Raw genomic sequence first — 20,774 nt, 5'->3', positions numbered from 1 at the left:
CACCCACTGCGGCCGGGCCGGGCAGTCCTGCTCGAAGTCAGGACTTTCGAGTCCGGTCCCCGGTCCAGGCCGCTTCGAGGATCGCGGTCAGGCTGGCGGTGTCGGTCGGGCCTGGATGGTTCTGGATCAACCGGGTGACGCCACTGGCCATCTCCGCGAAGCGGGGAAGGTCGGCGCGTGCCACGCCGATGTCCGCCAGGGTGGGAGGGATCCCGATGTCGGCAAGGAGCCCGTCGAGCCAGGTGAGGAACGTGTCTGCGGCCTCGGCATCCGAGGCGCCGGTCACGTCGAGCCCGCACACCCCGGCGAGGATGGCCAACCGGTCGGCGATGGCATCCCCGGCCGCGTCCAGCGCGTAGGGCAGGAGCAGCCCGACGCCCAGGCCGTGTGGCGTGTGCGTGGCCGCGCCGATGGGGTACTGGAGAGCGTGCGGGGCCGCGTTGCCCGCGTGGGAGAACGCGAGCCCGGCGAGCATGGACCCATAGGACATGTCCGCGCGCGCGTCCGTGTCGCCGCCGTCCCGGACAGCACGACGCAGGCTACGGGCGATCCGTTCCGCGGCCTGGAGCGCGTAGTGGTCGGTGATCTGGTTACGGCCGAGGAACACCTGTTCCACCGGGTCACGCGGTCCGTGGGCGCGGGGTCGGGCGGTGTAGCTCTCCACCGCGTGACAGAACGCGTCGATGCCGGAGTGGGCGGTGACGGTCGCGGGGCAGGTGTAGGTGAGTTCGGGGTCGACGATGGCGAAGTCGGGCACGATGTGGACGCTGGAGACACCCACTTTCAGCTCGCGGTCCGGGTCGGTCAACACCGAGACGGGGGTGAGCTCGGAGCCGGTACCTGACGTCGTCGGTACCGCGACGAGAGGAACCGTCGGCCCCGGCACCTTCGACTCGCCGTAGAAGTCGCGCGGTGACCCACCGTGGCGCCGGATGACGCCGACGATTTTGGCGAGGTCGATAACCGTGCCACCCCCGATGGCGAGGATCACGTCGGCGTCCACCTCGGCGGCGGCCGCGACGGCCAGGGCGACATCGGTGAGGGGCACGTCTGAAGTCGCGTCGGAGAACACCTCGACGGCCTGGACCTTCTCCCGCACCGCGGCCACGATCTCGGCCACGCCCGGCTGCCGCAGCAGAACCCGGTCGGTCACGATGAGGACGCGCGAGCCACTCTCGGCCACCACTCGTGGGATGTTCTGCGCGACCCCTTCGCCCACGATCAGTTGGCGTGGTCCGCGGACGGTCTCAAGCATGTCGGTGCCTCTCCGGAACGTCGGCGGCGATGTGCTGGGTGGACGTCCGGGTCACCTGTGAGACCGGGACGACGACGGCGAGGTTGGCGGCCCGGGTCGCGCAGGCGAGCGCCCGGCGCAGCGGGCCGGTCACGGTAGGTCGATCGCCGCGTAGGTGAGGTCGAGGTACTCGAGGATGCCCTCGTGCGACCCCTCCTTGCCGATCCCGGACTGCTTCACGCCCCCGAACGGAGCTGACGGGTCCGAGATCAGCCCACGGTTGATGCCGACCATCCCCGTCTCCAGCCCCTCGGCGAACCGGAGCGCTCGCTGGAGGTCACGGGTGAAGACGTACCCGACCAGGCCGTGCTCGGTGTCGTTGGCCTTCGCCAGCACCTCGTCGTCGGTCGTGAACGAGATGATCGGCGCCACCGGGCCGAAGATCTCCGCCCGGAGCATCCGCGCATCCTCCGGTACGTCGACGAGGACCGTGGGCGGGTAGAAGTAGCCTGGCCCGTCCGGACGCTCGCCGCCCACCAGGACCCGGGCGCCACGATCGACCGCGTCCGCGACGAGCTCGTCGATCGTGCTGACCGAGGCCTCGTCGATCAACGCCCCGACGTCCACGCCGTCGTCGAGGCCATGTCCCACCGACAGCGCGCCCATCCGCTCGGCGAAGCGTGCCGTGAACTCCTCGCGCACCGGCTCCTCGACGTAGATCCGGTTGGCCGCGATGCAGGACTCCCCGATGTTGCGCATCTTGGCCACCATGGCGCCGTTGACCGCGACGTCCAGGTCGGCGTCGGCACACACGATCAGGGCCGCGTTGCCGCCCAGTTCCATGGAGGTACGCAGCACGTTGTCCGCGGCCTGTCGCAGCAGCACGCGCCCGACCTCGGTCGACCCGGTGAACGAGAGCTTGCGGGTCCGACTGTCGGCCAGCAGAGCGGAGACCACCGCGCCGGAACGCTTGGTGGTCACCACGTTGACGACACCCGGGGGTACGCCGACCTCCTCCATGATGCGGGCCAGCAACAGCATGGTGAGTGGCGTCTGGCCTGCCGGCTTGGTGATCGTCGTACAGCCCGCGGCCAACGCGGGAGCGATCTTGCGGGCGCCCATGGCCAACGGGAAGTTCCAGGGCGTCACGAAGACGCACGGTCCGACCGGCTTCGGCACGGTGAGGATGCGGTATCCACCCGCGGGGGCGATGCTGTAGCGCCCCTCGACGCGTACCGCCTCCTCGGCGAACCAACGGAAGAACTCGGCGCCGTACGCCACCTCCCCCCGAGCCTCGGCGAGCGGCTTGCCCATCTCGAGCGTGATCAGCCGGGCGACCTCCTCGGACCGCTCGGTCAGTGCCCGGTACGTCGCGGTCAACAACTCCGACCGTTTCCGTGGCGGGGTCGCCGCCCACGCCGCCATCGCCGAGCTCGCCGCGTCCAGAGCGGCGAGCCCGTCCACGACGTCGGCGTCGGCCACCTCGGCGATGGTCTTGCCGGTGGCGGGGTCCTCGACGGCAAAGGTGGCTCCGCTCGCGGCGTCGCGCCAGGCGTCGCCGATCCGGAGCCGCCGGTGCTCGGGGGCCAGGACGTTCATCGGGTCACTCATTGCGTCGCCTCCTGTGATCTTCTTGGTGCTGTCCGGCGTGCCGCAGCGATCGGGCGGTACGCGTAGTCGGACGGGTCACACACCCTCGTCGGGGGCGAGGTTGTCGAGCGGGTGGAAGGTGGCGCACGGTGCCGGCGCCGCTCGTCGGTCAGCGCCCGGCCTCGGACAGCGACAGCCCGGTGCCCGCATCGAACAGGTGCGCTCGGTCCAGGTCGACCGTGACGTGCAGCCGCTCGCCCGGCGTACCGGTGACGGTGGGTCGTGCCTTGACCTTGAGGATCTCCGCCCCCACCAGGACGTCGACCACCGTTCGGTCACCGAGCGGCTCGAGCCCGTAGAGCTCACCCGACAACGACGCGTCGCCGCGCTGCTCGACGGACAGGTCCTCCGCGCGCAGACCCAGCAGCAGGGCACGACCGTCCTCAGCCGTGGTCCAGCGAGGCCGCGGCAGCGTCCATCCCTCCGCGCCGACCAGACGATCTCCCTCGGCGTGGCAGGCGAGCAGACTGATCGGCGGGCTCCCGACGAATCCGGCCACCCACGTGTTGGCGGGACGCTCGTACACCTCGGTCGGCGTTCCGACCTGCTGCACCTTGCCCTCCTTGAGGACCGCGACCTGGTCGGCCATGGACAGGGCCTCGACCTGGTCGTTGGTCACGTAGACGAAGGTCGCGCCGAGGCTCCGGTGGATGCGGGTGAGCTCGGTGCGCATCTCGACGCGGAGCTTGAGGTCGAGGTTCGTCAGCGGCTCGTCCATGAGGAACGCGCGCGGGCTACGCACCAGCGCCCGGGCCAGGGCGACCCGCTGCATCTCACCGCCCGACAACTGCGCGGGACGGCGTTGCAGCAGACGTTCGATGTGCAGCAGGTTCGACATCTGCTCGACGGCGGCGGCGATCTCACTCGACGAGCGGCGGCGTGCCCGCAGCGGCGAGGCGATGTTCTCGTACACCGTGTGTCGCGGGTAGAGGGCGTAGCTCTGGAAGACCATGGCCAGGTCGCGTGCGGCCGGGGCGTCGCCGGTCGCGTCCCTGCCGTCCAGATGCACCGACCCGGCGTCGAGCTTGTCCAGGCCGGCGATCGCCCGCAGGGTCGTCGTCTTGCCCGCCCCCGACGGCCCGAGTACGACGAAGAACGAGCCGTCCGGCACGTCCAGCGTCACGCCGTCCAGGGCCTGGACCTTACCGAAGGACTTGCACAGCCCCTGTACTGCCACGGTTCCCATCAGGCCACCAGCTCTTCCGTGCTCACGTCGTAGACCGCCGGGGTCCCGCCGGTGTGCCGCAGCCCGACCGTTGCGTCAGCGGCGAACCGGACAGTCGGTGGCATCCGAACCCGTACGTCGCGCTCGCCGCTGTGGTCGACCACGTAGATGATCTCGTCGCCCAGCCACTCCGCCGAGACCACGCGGGCCGGCACCGACCGTTCCGCCCCCGGTGCGGTGACTTCCAGCGCCTCCGGCCGTACGCCCGCGACCAGGCGACGGTCGCGCGGCAGGCCCTGCGGTGGCGTGAGGACCAGTCCGCCCTGACCGCGCAGCTTCCCGTCGGCCACCTCCACCTCGATGAGGTTCATCGGCGGCGAGCCGATGAACGCGGCGCAGAAGAGACTCGCCGGACGGTCGTAGACCTCCAGCGGCGTACCGATCTGCTCGACGCGGCCCTTGTTGAGGATGGCGATCCGGTGACCGAGTGACATCGCCTCGACCTGGTCGTGGGTGACGTAGACCATCGTCGCCCCCAGTTCCCCCTGCAGGTGCTTGATCTCGGTGCGCATGTCCGCCCTCAGCTCCGCGTCCAGATTGGTGAGGGGTTCGTCCATGAGGAAGGCGCGCGGTCGTCGCACCAGGGCGCGGGCGAGCGCGACGCGCTGCTGCTCCCCGCCGGACAGCTGACGCGGTCGCCGGTCCAGGAGTGGACCAAGCCGCATCAGCCGGGCGGCCTCCTCGACCCGCTCGTGCACCTCCGGCTTGGGCAGTCCCTCGGCCCGCAGTGGGAACGCCAGGTTGTCGCGGGTCTTCAGATGCGGGTAGAGAGCGTAGAACTGGAACACCATGGCGATGTCGCGCTCGGCGGGCGGCAGGTCGTTGACCAGCGTGTCGCCGATGCGGATGTCGCCCGTCGTCTGCCTCTCCAGGCCGGCGATGGCCCGCAGCGTGGTCGTCTTGCCGCAACCCGACGGGCCGAGCATCACGAACAGCTCGCCGTCGCCGATGGACAGGTCCACGTGCTCGACCGCGACCGTTCCGTCCGGGTAGCGCTTGTGCAGCGCGGTCACCTCGATGCCCGCCATCAGCGTCGCACCGCCCCGAGCGTCACACCGGCGATGAGGTGCTTGCGCACCAGGTAGGCGAAGACGAGCACCGGTAGGGCGAACACCACGGAGGCGGCGGCCACGAGACCCCAGTCCGTGGTGGTGCCGCCGATGAGTCCGGCGATGGCGGGTGGGGCCGTCCGGACGCTGTCGCTGGAGGTGAGGAAGGTGGCGAACACGAACTCGTTCCAGGAGAAGATGAGGGCGAAGACCGCCGTCGCGGCGATGCCGGGCACGAGCAGGGGAAGGGTGAATCGCCGGAACGCCTGCAGTCGGGTGTAGCCGTCGAGCATGGCGGCATCCTCGTACTCGGCGGGCACCTCGTCGACGAACCCCTTCATCATCCAGATCGTGAACGGGACGTTGAACGCGGCGTAGATGAGGATCAGGCCGAGCTTGTTGTCGATGAGTCCGACCTGGCGGTACATGAGGAAGATCGGGATCACGACCACCACGGGCGGCATGAAGCGGGTGGACAGGATGAAGAACAGTTGGTCCTTCTTGGCCTTCACGGCGAAGCGTGAGTAGGCCCAGGCCGCCGGGACCCCCAGCACGGTGGCCAGCACCGTGGAGACTCCGGCGACCACGACGGAGTTGAGGAACGACACGGACAGGGCCGAGCGACCGCCGTCGGGGTCGACGAACACGTCCTTGTAGTGGGCCAGAGTGACTTTGAAGTCGAAGAACTTGGCCGGGATCGCGTAGACGTCCCGGTTCTCCTTGATGGACGTCTCGATCATCCACAGCACCGGAAAGAGCATGACGACGGCCAGCACGGTCAGCAGCGTCACCTCCAGCACGGAGCGGCCTCGGCTGCCGAGGCGACGCGCGGGGGGCGTGTGATCCCGGGCAGGACCTGTGGACACGGCCTCGTCGACGGAGACGGCCATCAGCCCTCCTTGAGCTTGTTCAGATAGCGCAGGTAGAGCTGCGTGAGGACGATGACGACGAGGACCATGAGGATTCCGTACGCCGAGGCGGTCCCGGTGTTGAAGCCCAGGAACGCGACCTTGTAGATGTGGAACGACAACGTCTCGGTGGAGACACCCGGGCCACCGTTGGTGAGGATGTAGACGAGGTCGAACAGCCGGAACGCCTCGATGGCCCGGAACATCACGGCAATGAGGAGCAGCGGCCACACCAGCGGAAGGGTGATGGTGCGGAACTTGAACCACTCGGACGCCCGGTCGATCGAGGCGGCCTCGTACAGGTACTTGGGCACCGCGGTAAGGCCCGCGAGTGCGATGAGCATGATGAACGGCGTCCACTGCCAGGTGTCGACCACGACCAGGGAGATCAACGCCGTTCGCTGTCGGGTGAGCCACTCCACCTGCCCCAGGCCGAGCGAGCCGAGCATGCTGTTGACCACGCCGAACTGCGCGTCGAGCATGAACCGCCAGAACAGCCCGACCACGACCGGCGACAGCATCATCGGGACCAGGAACAGGGTGGTCAGCACTCCTCGCCCGTGCGTGCGCCGGGAGATCAGGTAGGCGATGCCGAACCCGAGGACGGTCTGCAGGCCGACCGCGCCGACCACGTAGATCAACGTCGTCAGGGCCCTCGTGTGGACCTGCGCCGACGTCAGGATGGCGGTGTAGTTCCCGAACCCGATGAAGTTGGCGGGTCCCCCGCGGGTGGCCGAGTAGTCGGTGAAGGACAGGTACAACGCCCACAGCAACGGGAACACCGACATGGCGAGCAACAGCAGCAGCGCGGGGGAGATGAAGGCCACGGCGAGCCCGCGGTCGCTCAGCCGGCGGGACCGCCCCGGTGCAGGCGGCGTCGCCGACGCCACCTGCCCGGGACGGTCGGTCGTCAGAGGGACGGAGTCACTCACAGTCCGCCGCCACCCTTGCGGTTGCCGGAGTCGAGCACGCCCTGCTGCTCCTTGGCGATGTCGTCGAGCGCGTCCTTCGGCTTCTTCGCACCGTTCAGAGCCGCGTTCACGTTGGTGTTCTCGATGTTGACGAGGCGCGCGTACTCGGGCACGTTCCACATGTCCCGCATGCGCGGAACCGAGTCGGTGTACACCTGGTTGAACGGCCCGGCATTGAGGAACTCGGGCGACTGCAGGGCGTCCGTACGCGAGGGCACGCCACCGGCCGCGGCCCACTTCTTCTGGACGTCGGCCCGCTCGAACCACTCCATGAAGTTCAGCGCCTCGGCCTGGTTTGCCGCGGCGGAGTAGGCCGACACGTGCATCCCCATGCCGCCGAGCGGGACCAGGTTCGTCTTCTGGGTCGGCAGGGTGGCGAAGCCCAGCTTGTCGAGAATCTGCTCCCGCGTGGTGCCGAGCGTCGACTCCTTCGGATCGAGCAGGCCACCGCTCGCGGCGATCCAGTTGAACGCGATGCAGGCCTTGCCCTGGGCGACGGCGGCGTTCACCTCGTCGATGAACCAGTTGCCGGAGCCCTTGGCCGTCAGCGGCTTCATCTTGTTGACCAGGACGTCCATCGCCTCCTGGCCCGCGGTGTCGTTGAGGACGCCGTCGATCTTGCGCGCCTTGGGGTCCCAGAGGTTGCCGCCGTAGACGCCGTTCACCGTGTTGTAGGTGACGGCCGCGGCGTCGGAGCCGTTGGCCTGGTGGAAGGCCAGCCCGCTGACGCCGGGGTTCTCCGACTGGCACTTCTCGGCGGCTGAGATCATCTGGTCCCAGGTCTGCGGCGGCTTGTCGCCGATCAGGTCCTTGCGGTAGATCATCGTCCAGGTGTCGCCGAGCAGCGGCAGTCCGTACAGGCTGGCGTTCTCGTCGCGCTTGCCGGTCTCCGCCTGGGGGTACTGGCCGTAGGCGGCCAGGAGGTACGGGTTGTAGGCCGTGACGTCGATGTTCTTCTTGACGAAGTCGGTGAGGTCGAGGATGTTGCCGTTCGTCACGGCCTCGCCGATGTGTTGCGAGTCCAGGATCGCGACGTCGAAGTCGGTCTTGCGTGCCGCGAACTGGGTGAACATCGCATCGTGCCAGTTCGCGTTCGGCACGGTGTTGACCTTGATGGTCGCGTTCGGCCGCTCCTTCTTGTACTCCGCGTTCGCGAAGTCCTCCAGTGCCTTGGCGGGCGGCCAGTCGAACCAGATGAAGCTGAGGGTCAGCGGGTCCTTGGTGAGTTCCGGGATGGTCGCCGGCGCCTTGGGGGCGCTCGCCTTCGTGTCGTCACCCTTGTCATCGCCGCAAGCCGTCATGGTCGTGGCCACCAGCAGCATGGCCGCCGTCGCCAGCTGTACCTTTCGCCGGGGACCGGACATTCGTGTTCGCTTCGGATTCCGCATCTTCTCGCCTGCCTTCTGGGTGGGGACTTCTAAGGCCTCGCTATGCGCTTCGCCGTGCAGTTGCTGGTTGTTCAGGCGTGTCGCCGGGCTGTCGCGGGAGCCGACCCGCGGACCGGCGGCACGGGTACGCCGCGATGTACTGGATCTTCATGCCGTCGAGACGTCCGTCGGCCACCTGCGGCCCAGTGACGCACCGAGCGGGACGTCGAGCATGCCCGCGGGCGCTCCAGGGATCGAAGTGGAGCGATGGACGGGCGGTTCCGCGATGGTGCAGGATGGCAAGCATCCGGCGCGTTTCCTATACGATTTGGTGGGGCGTCAGCATCCCGCAGCGTTGTGACTGATGTCAACAGGTTCCCGAAGACGCAAGAAAGGACCTCACGTCACGATGGACGAGGAAGCGATGATCGCGCCGGGCCGTAGGGCCGTGGCAGGCGGAACGCCGCCGGGAAGATCTGGCGGCCGGCTTGCCGACGAGGTGTACGACACCCTGCTCGGACAGCTGATGTCGCTACGGATCGAGCCCGGCTCCCGCGTCACGATCGACGTCCTGGCGCGGGAGCTGGGGGTCTCGCAGACGCCGATCCGAGACGCTCTGAACCGCATGGAGGCCGAGGGTCTGGTCGTGCGTGTGCCCCATGCCGGCTACCGCATTCCGCCCCAGATCACCCGTCACCGTTTCGAGGACATGCTCGAGGTCCGCCTGCTCCTCGAGCCGGCGGCGGCCCGTAGATCCGCCGAACGCGCATCCTTGCAGCAGGTGGCCGGTCTGCGACGAATGCTGGAGGAGATGGCAGAGCTGGAGGGGGGCAGCGGACCCATGGCCTACGGCGCCTTCGGGCTACGCGATGCCGCTTTTCACGATCTCGTCGCCCTGAGCGCGGAGAACCAGGTCATCCGTGAGGCGCTCGCTCGCCTGCACAGCCACGTGCACCTCTTCCGACTCCACTTCGACACCCAGGTCACCCACCTGGCCATGGCCGAGCACGAGGACGTCGTGGCCGCGATCGCCGCGCGTGACCCCGACGCCGCCGCCTATGCGATGCGCCGGCACATCCTCCGATCCGGCGAGCGTTTCCGCCGATTGTTCGACGAGGTCAAGGACGCGGACGGAGTCGCGGTAGAGGCTTGACGGGCGGGCTGGGCCGGGGAATGCTAACAATCGATCGAATCGGATCGGATTGGATCCACCTCACCCGTCCCCCCAGTTGTGAGGAGAAGCAGGTGCCCCGAGCGCTGCTCCTGACCGGCGACGCCGCCGAGGAACTCGACACGATGTATCCCTACTATCGCGTCCAGGAGGGTGGCTGGGACGTCGACGTCTCGTCCCGTACGACGCGTGACGTGCAACTGGTCATCCACGAGTTCGACCCCAACTCCGACGCGTACGTGGAGAAGAACGGCCGCAAGCTGGCGGTCGACGTGCCCTGGGCCGACGTCGACGTCGAACGCTATGACGCCCTCATCATCCCCGGGGGACGTGCCCCCGAGTGGATCCGGGTCGACGCCGACGTCCGGCGCATCACCGAGCACTTCTTCGCGCGCAACCTCCCCATCGCGCTGGTGTGCCACGGCGCGCAGGTGCCAGCGGTGTACGGGCTGCTGAAGGGTCGGAAGACGGCGTGCTTCCCCCCGATCACCGGTGACATGGAGAACGCGGGCGCGACGGTCATCGACGCTCCCGACGTCGTAGACGGCAACCTCGTCTCCTGCCGGGGGTGGCCCGACATGCCGCAGTTCGGCAGGGCGATGATGGAGCTCTTCTCGAAGTCGGTCAACTCCGCGTCGGCATGAGCGCACCTGGCCTGCCCCGGTGACGGCACTTCGGACTGTCGCAGTCGACGGCTCCCCGGTCCACCTCCTGGAGAGCGGCACCGGGCCCGCGGTGCTGATGCTGCACGGCTCCGGACCCGGCACGACCGGGTCCGGCGCCTGGGCAGCGACGGCACAGGCGCTGGGCACGTCCCGGCACGTGGTGGCTCCTGACCAGGCGGGGTTCGGCGGTACGCCTGTCCCGGCGGGCTCCCGGGGTGGGCTCCGACTGTGGACGGAGCAGGCCGCGGGCCTGATGGATGCTCTCGGTATCGAGCACTACGCCGTGGTGGGTCACTCCATGGGTGGTGCCGTGGCGCTGGCGTTGGCGGCCGCGCGCCCCCAGCAGGTCACCCATGTCGTGGCGGTCTCGACGATGGGCGCTCCCGGGGCGCCGCTGTCCGCCGAGCTCGACGCGATCTGGGCCGCCCCCGCCGGCCCGGACGGGGCACGAGACATGCTGAGCCGTCTCGTCCTCGACCAGGCGCTCGTGACCGACTCGGCCGTCGATGCCCGTGCGGCTGCGATGCGAGCGGGGGCGGCGGCATTCGCGTCGTTGTTCCCTCCACCCAGGGCGCGATGGGTCGACGACCTCACCCTCTCGGCGCAGACGCTGGCAGCCGTGCGCGTGCCCGTGCTGCTCGTGCACGGGGCGGAGGACCGGGTCACCCCGCTCGAAACGGCAGCCCAGCCCCTGCTCGAACACCTGGCCGACGTCCGCCTGCACGTGTTCGGCCGATGCGGGCACGTGCCGGCGATCGAGCACCCGCACGAGTTCAGGCAACTGCTGTCCTGCTTCCTCCACCCGAACCGAGGTCAGTGACCGCTGCGGCAGCTCCGCGGCCCGCGTTCAGCAGATCTGTGGGTGCGGCGCGTCAGGCGGCGGCGAGCAGCGCGGCCTCCGCCTCCGCGGTGAGTCCGGCTTGCGGCCGGTCGGGGCGTTGGTAGGGAGGGCCATCGAGGGTCTGCAGCCAGGCCCAGGTGTCGATGACGGTGTCGCGGACGGGTCGGCATCGCAGACCGGCCGCGAGGGCCTTGCTGACGTCGCCGCGATGCATGCCGGCGTGCTCGGGTCCGGGCGGTAGCCAGCATGGCAACTGCGTCCAGGGAGTGACGCCGGCAGCGGCGATGGTGGGGGGGTCGATCCAGCGCAGCGTGGCGTCCGAGCCGGTGGCCCGCACGCAGGTGTCGAGCAGATCACCCGTGGTGGTGTGGCCGGGAGGGCTGACCACGTTGTAGGGGCCGGCGAGCCCAGCGGCGCCGCCGTCGAGGACGAAAGCGGCGAGATCGCGCGCGTCGACGTATTGCAGGTCGAGGTCGCGTGGGCCGGGCGCGGCCACGGTGCCGCCGCGGGCGATGCGGAGCAGCCAGTACGGCAGACGGCCGATGTCCTCGTACGGTCCGAGGATGAGGCCGGCGCGGGCGAGCAGGGCTTCTCCGTCGAATGCCTGTTCGGCGGCGATTTCCGCACCACGCTTGAGGGCTGCGTAGTCGACGTCGACCCCGTCACTGTCGGGTGAGCCAGCGACCACAGGTCCGTCTTCGGCGAGGTGCGCGGCGGGCGGGTAGGTGTAGACCGAGCGGCTGGAGATGTAGGTGTAGTGCCCGATGCGTCCGGCGAGCACGGTGCCGACGTCACGCACGGCGGCGGGTGCACCGGACCAGGTGTCGACGACGAGGTCCCAGGTGCCGGTGCGCAGGGCTGCGAGGCCGTCCGGTGTGGTGCGATCACCGATGAGGGCGGTGATCCCGTCCGGGGTGCGACGGCGGCCGCGGTTGAAGACAGTGACGTGGTCCCGACGAGCTCGGGCGTCGTCGACGATGGCGCGTCCGACGAAGCCCGTGCCGCCGAGTACGAGCAGTTTCATGCCGGAACTGTGCCAGGTGATTCCCGCCGGGGGATAGGACTGCTCGCTGATGGCAGAATCGCGGTGGACGTGTCAGCCGGCTGTGGACCGATGATGCCGAGTGTGCCGACAGTTTTTCGGCGTAGGCGGCGGCGACCTGGTTGAGGCGTCCTCCCGGCGGCAAGTGTGGAAAACGCGGGACCGTCGGCGGCAGCTACGCGGGGAGATGGGCTCCCGGACGGCGGGTTCGCCGTATGGTGCGGGAATGTCATCTCCGGTCTGGCAGGACGGTGCGGCCTACGAGGCGTACGTGGGTCGGTGGAGCCGACTCGTCGCGGTGACGTTCCTGCGCTGGCTTGATCTGCCGGCCGAACTGCGGTGGCTCGACGTGGGCAGCGGCACCGGCGTGTTGACCTCGACGGTGCTGCGCACAGCTCAGCCGCGTCGGATCACCGGTGTGGATCCCTCTGACGGCTTCGTGCGGCAGGCCCGCTCCGGGGTCACCGACGCGCGCGCGGGCTTCGCGGTCGGTGACGCCCAGGTGCTGCCCCTGGAGGATGGTGCCGTCGACGTGGTCGTCAGCGGGTTGGTACTGAACTTCGTCCCCGAGCCGGCACGGGCGGTGGCGGAGTTCGCTCGGGTGGTCGCCCCGGGCGGGGTGGTGGCCGCGTACGTCTGGGATTACGCCGAGGGGATGGCGATGATGCGCCATTTCTGGGACGCCGCCAGCGCGCTCGATCCCGCAGCGGCTGCCCGCGACGACCGGCACCGCTTCGCGGTGTGCCACCCGGAGCCGTTGCGGACGCTGTGGCGCGACGCCGGACTGACGGATGTTTCGGTGCAGGCGCTCGACGTGCCAACGGTCTTCACCGACTTCAACGACTACTGGACACCGTTCCTCGGTGGGCAGGGCTCCGCCCCGGCCTACCTGGCCTCGCTGGGCGAAGCGCAGCGGGCCGCCCTGCGGGATCTGCTCGCCGCCCGACTGCCGACCGAACCCGACGGGTCGATCCGGCTGACGGCTCGGGCCTGGGCGATCCGCGGTACCGCACCGACGACGGCTCCGCCGAACCAGCGTTGACGGGCGCGCCGCCGTGGGTGCCAGCAACGTCCAGATCGGCGTGCCGCTCCTCGCGACCTGGAGGATCCGGACCGAGCCGCGTCGCCGGGACGCCGAGGGCCGCGCTCAGCCGCCGTCGATCGCGGAGGCGATCGTGGCCGGGGCGCGTAGGGGTGCCAGCTGGTCCTCGCCCAGTCCGTAGCGCTGGGCGAGGTACGCCGGATCCTGCCAGGTGATCAGCGAGCCAGGCTGGCCGTCGTCTCGCACCATGACTCGCATCGGCAGGTCGATCGCGATCTCGGGCCGGGCCTGCATGAGCGGAGTGCCCGCCTGCGGGTTCCCGAAAATGATCACCTGGGTGTCGGGCATGCTCAGCCCGGCCTTGCCGGCGGCCGCCGCGTGGTCGACGACCGCCACCACCGCGGCGCCTACGCGTTCCGCCTCAGCCCTCAGCGCGGAGATCGTCTCTCCGACACCCCGGGCGCTGCGCCTGGTCACCAATCCGTCGTGCACGACCGACCTCCGCTCACCGCGTCCCTGGGCGAATACCTCTCATCCTCCCCACAAGCGAGGCTGGTCCGGGGAGGTTCGCCGCGAAACGACACCCGGGTTGGGTGCCAACCGTCGCCGCCTCCCTGAGCGCCGGGGGCGGGGACACATGCACGTGTGGTCATCTCGCCATTAGACGATACTTAATGAAAACGATTACCGTTCCGTGCCTCAGGAATGGAGCGTTTCGTGAAGCATGGACAACGCACGATCATCGCAGCGGCGGCAGCCGCCGCGCTCGTTCTCCTCGGCGGTTGTGGCTCGGGGGAGGACGCGGCCGAGGGCAGCGGCAACACCTCGTCCGGCACGAGGCTCGCGGTGGTCGCCACCACCCCCGAGGTGGCCGACTTCGTCCGCACCATCGGCGGCAGCGACGTCACCGTGACCCAGATCATCAAGCCCAACGTCGACCCGCACGACTACGAGCCCACGCCGGCCGACATCCAGGCGATCGGCAAGGCCGCCATCGTCGTCAAGAACGGTGTCGGCCTCGAGGGGTGGCTCGACCAGACCATCGAGTCGGCCGGCTTCAAGGGCGCCCTCGTCGACTCCAGTCAGGGCGTCACCCTGCGCGAGGGCGGCCACGAGGAGGGCGAGGGCGCGCACGAGGCCGAGGCGCACGACCCACACATCTGGCACAACCCGTTGAACGCCAAGACGATGGTCGCCAACATCGAGAAAAGCCTCGCCGCGGCCGACCCCGCGCACGCGGCCGCCTTCGCCGGCAATCTGAAGAGCTACAGGGCCGAACTCGACAAGCTCGACGCGGACAACGAGGCGGCCTTCGCCCGGATCCCTGCCGAGCAACGCAAGCTCGTGACCAACCACGATGCCTTCGGCTACTACGTCGACCGGTACAAATTGCAGTTCGTCGGCTCGGTCATCCCCAGCCTCGACACCTCCGCCGAGCTGAGTGCGAAGCAGCTCAACGACCTCGTTGCCAAGATCAAGGCCACGGGTACGAAGGCCATCTTCGCGGAGACGTCGCTGCCGCCCAAGAGCGCGGAGGCGATCGCCACCCAGGCCGGCGTCAAGGTCATCGGCGGTGCGGACGCCCTCTACGGCGACAGCATCGGCGCCGAGGGCACGCCCCAGGGCACGTACCTCGGCGCGGAGCGGCACAACACCCAGGTCATCGTCACGGCTCTGGGCGGCTGAGATGGGCGATGTCGCGGTGGCCGGCGCCGCCGTTCGCTACACCGAGGTGAGCGTCGGCTACCACGGCACGCCGGTGCTCACCGACGTCAACCTCGACCTGGTCCCCGGGCAGCGCCTGGCGCTGGTCGGGCCGAACGGCGCCGGCAAGTCCACGCTGATCACGTCGATCCTCGGCCTGGTGCCGGTCCTCGCCGGCACGTCCACCGTCCTCGGGGGCGCGCCGGCCCAGGCTCGGACCCGCACCGGATACGTCCCGCAGACCGACTCCCTCGACGCCGATTTCCCGGTGACCGCGGGCCAGGTCGTCATGATGGGCCGCTACCGACGCATCGGCTGGTGGCGCCCCACCCGCGCCGCCGACCGTCGAGCGGTCCACGAGGCGCTCGACCGGCTCGGCCTCGTCGAGCACGCGAAGACCCACTTCGGCGTGCTCTCCGGCGGTCAACGCCAGCGGGTGCTGCTGGCCCGCGCCATCGCCGCCGAGCCACGACTGCTGCTCCTGGACGAGCCGTTCAACGGCGTCGACGCGGTGAGCCAGGACGCCATCCTGTCCGTCCTGCGCGACCTCAGCGCGGCCGGGACGACCCTGGTGCTGAGCACCCACGACCTGACGGTCGCGCACGAACTCGCCGACACGGTCTGCGTGCTCAACGGCCGGCAGTGGGCGGTCGGCCCGCCCGACGAGACGTTGACCGCCGAGACGCTGCGCCGCGCGTACGGCGGACACGCCATCGAGTTGAGAGACGGCCGGACAGTGCTGGTGGAGCCGTGATCGAGCCGTTCACCGTACCGTTCATGGGGCGTGCCCTGGCCGAGCTCGCGCTGCTCGCCCTCGTCTGCGGACCGGTAAGTGTCTTCGTCTTCGCCCGCCGCCTGTCGTTCGTCTCCGACGCGCTGACGCACACCGTGTTTCCCGGCGTCGTCATCGGGTTCCTGGCCGGTGGCATCGAGGGCATCGTGGTCGGGGCGCTGGTCGCCGGCGTCGTGACCGCGGTGGCGCTGACCCTGCTCAGCCGTGGAGGTGCGCTGTCCGACGATGCCGCCACCGCCGTGGTGCTCACCGCCATGTTCTCGATCGGCGTGGTGCTCGTGTCGCGGCGCTCCTCGTACACCTCGGATCTGACGTCGTTCCTGTTCGGGCGCATCCTGACGGTGACGCCGCGCCAGATCGCGGAGACCGCCGTGCTGGCGGTCGTCATCCTCGGGCTGCTGCTGATCAGCGCCCGCGCTCTGGTCTTCCGGACCTTCGACCCGGCCGGAGCGGCCGCCGCAGGCTTCCGGATCGCCGGGCTCGACCTGTTGCTCAACATCATCGTCGCGCTCGTCGTCGTCGCCGCGGTACGCGCCGTCGGCACCATCCTCGTGGTGGCGTTGCTCATCGTGCCGGCCGCGACCGCCCGCCTGCTCACCACACGCCTGCCGCTGATGGCGGTGATCGGCACCGGGCTCATCCTCGTCGCCGCATACGGTGGCCTGCTGACGAGCTGGACCGCATCGGTCGACTACGGCATCTCCCTGACCTCGGCCTCCGCGGTCGTCCTGCTGCTCGTGCTCGCCTACCTGCTGCTGCTCCCACTGGGCGCGCTGCGGTCGAGACGCAACCACGGGCAGAGCATCTCCACCGAGGCACGGAGGTCCCCCCATGAACTGGTGGGATGACGCGCTGCACCGGGCCACGGCCGAGGTGCTGCTCGCCGGCGCGCTCGCCGGACTCGTCGGCGTCCACGTCGTACTCCGTCGGCTGTCCTTCTTCACCATGGCACTGACCCACGCCACGTTCCCCGGGGTGGTGGCGGCGTCCATCATCGGCGTCAACATCGTCGTCGGCGGTGTGGTCGCCGGCGCGATCGTCGCGCTGGGTGTCGGCGTGCTCAGCCGCCACAGGAGCCAGAACACGGCCGCGGCGACAGGCGTCCTGCTCTCCGGCGGCTTCGCCCTCGGCGCCGGGCTCGTCGCCACCCAGAACGGCTTCAGCCGAGACCTGACCTCGTTTCTGGTCGGGTCGATCCTCACCGTCAGCCCGCAGGACCTCGGGACCACCGCCGTCGTGCTCGTCGTCGTCGTGGCCGTCCTGCTGGCCTGCGCCCGTCCGCTGCGCTACAGCGGCTTCGACCGGACCGGCGCGCAGGCGGCCGGCTTCGCCACCGGTGTCTGGGACGTCGTGCTGCTGCTCGCCATCCAGGCGGCGGTCGTGACGATCGTCCCGGCCATCGGCACGATCCTCGCCCTCGCCCTCATCGTCGCGCCGGCGGCCGCGGCGCGTCAGTGGTCGCACCGGCTGAGCACCATCACCGCCCTGGCCGTCACGCTCGGCGCCCTCAGCGGGCTCGGCGGCCTGTACGCGTCGAGCCACTGGGACGTCGCCGCCGGCGCGAGCATCACCCTGACCGCCACCGCGATCCTGGCCCTGTCGACAGTGCTGTCCCGGCTGCTCAGATCCCGGCCCACGGCGACCACCCGCCTGCGGACGTTCCCGGCATGAGCACCGCGCACCGGTCACTGGCCGAGTTGGGTGGCCATCCGGCGGCGCAGCGGCGGTACGGCACTGGCGGTACGCAGTGCCGCGCGGAATGCGGTCCTGGCCAGGCGGTTGGTGGTGCTCGCCTGGCGGGCGTTGCGCAGCGACTGTCGCACCGCAGCGAAGCCGTAGTCGAGCATCTGACGTTCGTAGTCGTGCAGAGCGGGCACCATCGCGGTCGTGCCGGCGTGGACCTCGGTGAGCTTGACGCACAGCAGGGCGGCGTCGCGCAGCGCGGTATTGGCGCCGATCCCCGCCATCGGGGTCATGTTGTGGATCGCGTCGCCCAGGAGGGTGACCCGTCCGGTCTCCCACGCCTTGACGGGAGTGGCACTGCGCACCCGGATGGCGTTGATCGTCTGTGGGTCGGAGCCGGCGATCACTTCCCGTAGCGCCGGTGCCCATCCGTCGGTGCGGTTCAGCACCAGGCGTTGGAGGTCCGTTCCGGGGAGGGACTCGACGCCCTCGGCCGGGAAAGCCGTCGCCGCGTCCGTGTAGCCCCAGAGGAGGTAGGCAGTGGTGTTGTCGAGCAGGAACTGGTCCGGCGGGGCGATCACCTGCGGGCCGGGGTGCCACACCGCGGTGAAGAAGGATCCACGGCTTTTCGGGATCACGAGGTTGACGTCCTGGGTCAGCACCCTGGGTAGGGCCGCGTCGGCGAGGCGATGTTTGCCGGCGACCGCCACGACGCCGGTGTCGACGCGCCGCGCGTGGGGGAGTAGTTGGCGGCGTACTCGTGAGTTGGCGCCGTCGGCACCGATGAGCACGTCGGCGGTGGCCGTGCCGCCGTCGGTGAAGTAGGCGGTCACCCGCCCGTCGGTCGTCGCCTCATAGTGCGTGAATTCGTGGTCCAGCCGCACCACGTCATCCATGCCGGACAGCAGCACCTCGCGCAGGCTGATCCTGCTGACACCGTAGTGCCGTCCTTCGGGAGCGCCGGCCGGCGTGATCTCCTCGGGGGTGAAGCGGAGTAGATCGTCGAGCCGCTCGGTGGTGAAACCGAAGCCGCCGGTGTCGATCGAGACGGTGTCGAGGAAAGCCTGCCAGGTGGCGGGCGGTAGGCACGCGTGCAGCGCTCGGCTGCCGTTCGGGTTGATGTGGATGCGGTAGCCCTGAAGCCAGTCGGTGCGGGCCTTGGTGCGTTCGTGGACGGTCACCGACACTCCGGCGCGGCGTAGGCCCTGGGCCAGGCACAGGCCGCCGATACCGGCACCGATGATCATGACGCTGGGTGTGACCATGCAACGACTATCACCCAACTGCATGTCACTGTCAATCAAACAGTTGATTGAGATAGTTGCCCGGATGACCGTGTTACGGTGATCTTCATGGGCAAGCCTCGCCGGTCCCCGAGTGGTGAACAGCGCAAACGCGATCCCGAGCGCACCCGTGAGCGCATCCTCGACGCGGCGTTCATCGAGTTCAGCGAACATGGTTTCGCCGGTGCCCGGACTGGCGCGATCGCCGCCCGCGCCGGGGTCAACCAGCAGTTGATCTCGTACTACTTCGACGGCAAGGACGGTCTCTACCGGGCCCTTCAGCGCACCTGGGAGACGACCAACGGCGCCGCCCGACCGGACCTGCCGTTGGCTGAGATCGTGAGCGGGTTCCTCGCCCCCGGTGACCCGCAGCGGTCGTGGGCGCGGCTGCTCGCCTGGGAGGGGCTCACCCGGGCCGAGTCGGATGCCGACCCGGTGACCGACGACTACTTCGCCGCGATGGTCGACGACATGCGTCGCCGGCAGCAGGCCGGTGAGCTCGCCGACGATCTGGACCCCGCGTACGTCCAGGTGCTGCTCTTCGCGGCGACACTGGCGCCGACGGTGCTGCCCCAGGTCGCCCGTCGGATGACCGGCCTCGCCGCCGACTCACCGGAATTCCTCCACGCCTACGCCGAGCAGCTACGTCGCGTCATCGCCCGCCTCGCCGAACCGGTCTAGGGGCGAGAGCGTTGCCGGGCGCCCCGTGTCAGTGTCCGAGCGGGCAGACCGCCGCGGTCGGCGACTCGACAGCCGAGGCTTCGCCGACGGTGTACGCCGTGGACGACGCACGGCCAACGTCATCCTCGGCGGCGCCGCCTTCCCGGTGATCGGCCCGCTCCTGGGTGCCGCCGAGAATCGGTTCGGCACCGCGACGATCATGAAGGGCGGTTCGCCGGCAGCACGGGCGTTCCCGACCCGGCCACTTCATCATGCTGGAGCAGCCCGGACGGATGGCCGAGATCATCGCCTGAGCACTGCCCAGGGGTATGGCGGTGGCGGCTCCGTGTGTCCCTCACCATACTGAAATTTGAGCATCTTTCGTCTTCTGTCCGAGATATCCGCTGAAGGTTAGTACGGTGAGGATCGGGCGGTGAAGCACGTCTTGGCGGTATCGCAGCCTGCCCACGTTCGTAAGTCACTTACCAACGAGGGAGACGAGACATGCTCGGTATCTCACTACGTCGGCCGAAGACCATCGCCGCAACGCTCGTCGCCGCAACGCTGGTGACGGTGCTCGGCTCATCCGCCCCACACGTGTTCGCGGACGGCGGTGTGCCACCAACCCCCGACCGGGGGAGTGACGGCAGACCGACGATCGTCCTGGTGCACGGCGCCTGGGCCGACGGCTCGAGCTGGAGCGGGGAGGTCCGCAGACTCCAGGCACGCGGCTTCGAGGTGCAGGTCGCGCCGCAACCCAACCGGGGGCCGACGATCGACAGCGGCTACCTGAAGGACTTCCTGTCCACCATCGAGGGTCCCGTCGTCATCGCGGCCCACTCCTACGGCGGTTTCGTCACAAGCGATGCTGCGACCGGCAACAAAAACGTCAAGGCGCTCGTGTTCGTCGACGCTTTCGCTCCGGAGAAGGGCGAGACCGTCGAGGAGCTCACGGCCGGCTCCGGCTCGGTGCTGGAGCCGGCCCTGACCGACCCCACGAGCGTCTTCAAGCTCGTGCCGTTCCCGGGTGCCCCGGAAGGTGCGGCCGACGCGTACGTCCTGCCGAAGGTGTTCATCCCCGGCTTCGCCAACGGTCTGCCCCGCCGCCAGGCGGAGGTGCTCGCCGTGACCCAGGCCGCGTTGGCCACGAACGCCCTGGCGGTGCCGGCCACCGAGCCGGCGTGGAAGACGATCCCGGTATGGGCAGTGATCGGCACCGAGGACCGGGTCATCCCGCCGGCCAGCCAGGAGGCGATGATGAAGCGGGCGGGGGCCGACATCACCCGGATCGACGCCGGTCACCTGGGCCTGATCTCGCATCCCGGTGAGGTTACCGAGGTCATCCTGGAGGCGGCCCGGACGACCGCCTGACCGAACCTCCTGCCATCGGCAGCAACAGTGGTGGGGGGGGGGGGGGGGGCCCCCCCCCCCCGCCGGGGGGGGGGGGCGCCCCCCACCCGCGGGGGGTCCCCCGGGGCCGGGGGGA

Annotated in this window: 21 protein-coding genes; 10 read left to right on the top strand and 11 right to left on the bottom strand. The window is 69.6% G+C overall.

Features of this window, described 5'->3' with window-relative positions; genetic code table 11:
• Positions 1-37: 37 nt before the first annotated feature.
• The 8 genes from AB0C01_RS13620 to AB0C01_RS13585 all read right to left on the bottom strand — a co-directional run bounded on the left by AB0C01_RS13620 (position 38) and on the right by AB0C01_RS13585 (position 8,401).
• On the bottom strand, positions 38-1,255 hold the full coding sequence (locus tag AB0C01_RS13620; protein ID WP_357252122.1) for an iron-containing alcohol dehydrogenase: 1,218 nt from the start codon (positions 1,253-1,255) through the stop codon (positions 38-40).
• On the bottom strand, positions 1,248-1,388 hold the full coding sequence (locus AB0C01_RS13615) for a hypothetical protein (RefSeq protein WP_357252119.1): 141 nt from the start codon (positions 1,386-1,388) through the stop codon (positions 1,248-1,250). Before AB0C01_RS13615 ends, AB0C01_RS13620 begins: the two co-directional genes overlap by 8 nt.
• Positions 1,385-2,845 (bottom strand): NAD-dependent succinate-semialdehyde dehydrogenase, encoded by a 1,461-nt coding sequence (locus AB0C01_RS13610; protein ID WP_357252116.1) that lies wholly within the window; start codon positions 2,843-2,845, stop codon positions 1,385-1,387. The genes AB0C01_RS13615 and AB0C01_RS13610 overlap by 4 nt, the downstream gene beginning before the upstream one ends.
• Positions 2,846-2,993: 148 nt before the next feature.
• Positions 2,994-4,070, bottom strand: a complete 1,077-nt coding sequence (locus AB0C01_RS13605) for an ABC transporter ATP-binding protein (RefSeq protein WP_357252114.1) — start codon at positions 4,068-4,070, stop codon at positions 2,994-2,996.
• Positions 4,070-5,137: an ATP-binding cassette domain-containing protein gene (locus AB0C01_RS13600; RefSeq protein WP_357571243.1), complete on the bottom strand. Its 1,068-nt coding sequence runs from the start codon at positions 5,135-5,137 to the stop codon at positions 4,070-4,072. The genes AB0C01_RS13605 and AB0C01_RS13600 overlap by 1 nt, the downstream gene beginning before the upstream one ends.
• Positions 5,137-6,048, bottom strand: coding sequence for a carbohydrate ABC transporter permease (locus AB0C01_RS13595; RefSeq protein ID WP_357252109.1), 912 nt, complete (start codon positions 6,046-6,048; stop codon positions 5,137-5,139). The genes AB0C01_RS13600 and AB0C01_RS13595 overlap by 1 nt, the downstream gene beginning before the upstream one ends.
• Positions 6,048-6,998: a sugar ABC transporter permease gene (locus tag AB0C01_RS13590; RefSeq protein WP_357252106.1), complete on the bottom strand. Its 951-nt coding sequence runs from the start codon at positions 6,996-6,998 to the stop codon at positions 6,048-6,050. Before AB0C01_RS13590 ends, AB0C01_RS13595 begins: the two co-directional genes overlap by 1 nt.
• Positions 6,995-8,401, bottom strand: a complete 1,407-nt coding sequence (locus AB0C01_RS13585; RefSeq protein WP_357571242.1) for an extracellular solute-binding protein — start codon at positions 8,399-8,401, stop codon at positions 6,995-6,997. The genes AB0C01_RS13590 and AB0C01_RS13585 overlap by 4 nt, the downstream gene beginning before the upstream one ends.
• Positions 8,402-8,813: 412 nt before the next feature.
• Between AB0C01_RS13585 and AB0C01_RS13580 the strand changes: the two genes are divergently transcribed.
• From AB0C01_RS13580 to AB0C01_RS13570, 3 genes are all read left to right on the top strand, one after another.
• Positions 8,814-9,557, top strand: a complete 744-nt coding sequence (locus tag AB0C01_RS13580; RefSeq protein WP_357571241.1) for a GntR family transcriptional regulator — start codon at positions 8,814-8,816, stop codon at positions 9,555-9,557.
• A 92-nt stretch (positions 9,558-9,649) separates the two neighbouring features.
• Complete coding sequence (locus AB0C01_RS13575; RefSeq protein ID WP_357252101.1) at positions 9,650-10,219, top strand: DJ-1/PfpI family protein; 570 nt, start codon at positions 9,650-9,652, stop codon at positions 10,217-10,219.
• Between the two features lie 19 nt (positions 10,220-10,238).
• Complete coding sequence (locus AB0C01_RS13570; RefSeq protein ID WP_357571240.1) at positions 10,239-11,060, top strand: alpha/beta hydrolase; 822 nt, start codon at positions 10,239-10,241, stop codon at positions 11,058-11,060.
• Positions 11,061-11,112: 52 nt separating this feature from the next.
• Here the strand turns inward: AB0C01_RS13570 and AB0C01_RS13565 are convergent, their stop codons facing one another.
• Positions 11,113-12,105, bottom strand: coding sequence for an NAD-dependent epimerase/dehydratase family protein (locus AB0C01_RS13565; RefSeq protein ID WP_357252096.1), 993 nt, complete (start codon positions 12,103-12,105; stop codon positions 11,113-11,115).
• Between the two features lie 244 nt (positions 12,106-12,349).
• Between AB0C01_RS13565 and AB0C01_RS13560 the strand changes: the two genes are divergently transcribed.
• Positions 12,350-13,165: a class I SAM-dependent methyltransferase gene (locus AB0C01_RS13560; protein WP_357571239.1), complete on the top strand. Its 816-nt coding sequence runs from the start codon at positions 12,350-12,352 to the stop codon at positions 13,163-13,165.
• Positions 13,166-13,270: 105 nt separating this feature from the next.
• Here AB0C01_RS13560 and AB0C01_RS13555 read toward each other — a convergent pair whose 3' ends face one another.
• On the bottom strand, positions 13,271-13,657 hold the full coding sequence (locus tag AB0C01_RS13555; protein WP_357252090.1) for a DUF302 domain-containing protein: 387 nt from the start codon (positions 13,655-13,657) through the stop codon (positions 13,271-13,273).
• A 225-nt stretch (positions 13,658-13,882) separates the two neighbouring features.
• Here AB0C01_RS13555 and AB0C01_RS13550 point away from each other — a divergent pair, with 225 nt between their 5' ends.
• The 4 genes from AB0C01_RS13550 to AB0C01_RS13535 are packed head-to-tail and all read left to right on the top strand — an operon-like array spanning position 13,883 to position 17,333.
• Entirely contained in the window at positions 13,883-14,851 is a 969-nt protein-coding gene (locus AB0C01_RS13550) for a metal ABC transporter substrate-binding protein (RefSeq protein WP_357252088.1), read from the top strand.
• A gap of 1 nt (position 14,852) precedes the next feature.
• A complete protein-coding gene (locus tag AB0C01_RS13545) occupies positions 14,853-15,623 on the top strand; it encodes a metal ABC transporter ATP-binding protein (protein WP_357571238.1) in 771 nt (256 codons plus the stop codon).
• The gene (locus AB0C01_RS13540) at positions 15,620-16,510 is read left to right on the top strand and encodes a metal ABC transporter permease (protein ID WP_357571237.1); all 891 of its coding nucleotides are present in this window, start codon (positions 15,620-15,622) and stop codon (positions 16,508-16,510) included. Before AB0C01_RS13545 ends, AB0C01_RS13540 begins: the two co-directional genes overlap by 4 nt.
• Positions 16,494-17,333, top strand: coding sequence for a metal ABC transporter permease (locus AB0C01_RS13535; RefSeq protein WP_357571236.1), 840 nt, complete (start codon positions 16,494-16,496; stop codon positions 17,331-17,333). The genes AB0C01_RS13540 and AB0C01_RS13535 overlap by 17 nt, the downstream gene beginning before the upstream one ends.
• 14 nt (positions 17,334-17,347) lie before the next feature.
• On the opposite strand, the gene AB0C01_RS13530 is transcribed toward AB0C01_RS13535, so the two are convergent.
• Positions 17,348-18,610 carry an NAD(P)/FAD-dependent oxidoreductase gene (locus AB0C01_RS13530; protein WP_357571235.1) on the bottom strand — a complete coding sequence of 421 codons (1,263 nt, stop codon included), beginning with the start codon at positions 18,608-18,610 and terminating at the stop codon, positions 17,348-17,350.
• 87 nt (positions 18,611-18,697) lie between these two features.
• Here AB0C01_RS13530 and AB0C01_RS13525 point away from each other — a divergent pair, with 87 nt between their 5' ends.
• Together AB0C01_RS13525 and AB0C01_RS13520 are read left to right on the top strand one after the other, a co-directional pair.
• Positions 18,698-19,309 carry a TetR family transcriptional regulator gene (locus AB0C01_RS13525; protein WP_357571234.1) on the top strand — a complete coding sequence of 204 codons (612 nt, stop codon included), beginning with the start codon at positions 18,698-18,700 and terminating at the stop codon, positions 19,307-19,309.
• Positions 19,310-19,792: 483 nt separating this feature from the next.
• Positions 19,793-20,659: an alpha/beta hydrolase gene (locus tag AB0C01_RS13520; RefSeq protein ID WP_357571233.1), complete on the top strand. Its 867-nt coding sequence runs from the start codon at positions 19,793-19,795 to the stop codon at positions 20,657-20,659.
• The last annotated feature ends 115 nt before the right edge of the window (positions 20,660-20,774 follow it).

Origin of the sequence: Micromonospora sp. NPDC048905 (assembly GCF_040649655.1) — a bacterium.
GTDB lineage: Bacteria > Actinomycetota > Actinomycetes > Mycobacteriales > Micromonosporaceae > Micromonospora.
The sequence above is the reverse complement of the archived record's forward strand: the minus strand, read 5'-3'. Positions and strand labels throughout refer to the sequence as shown.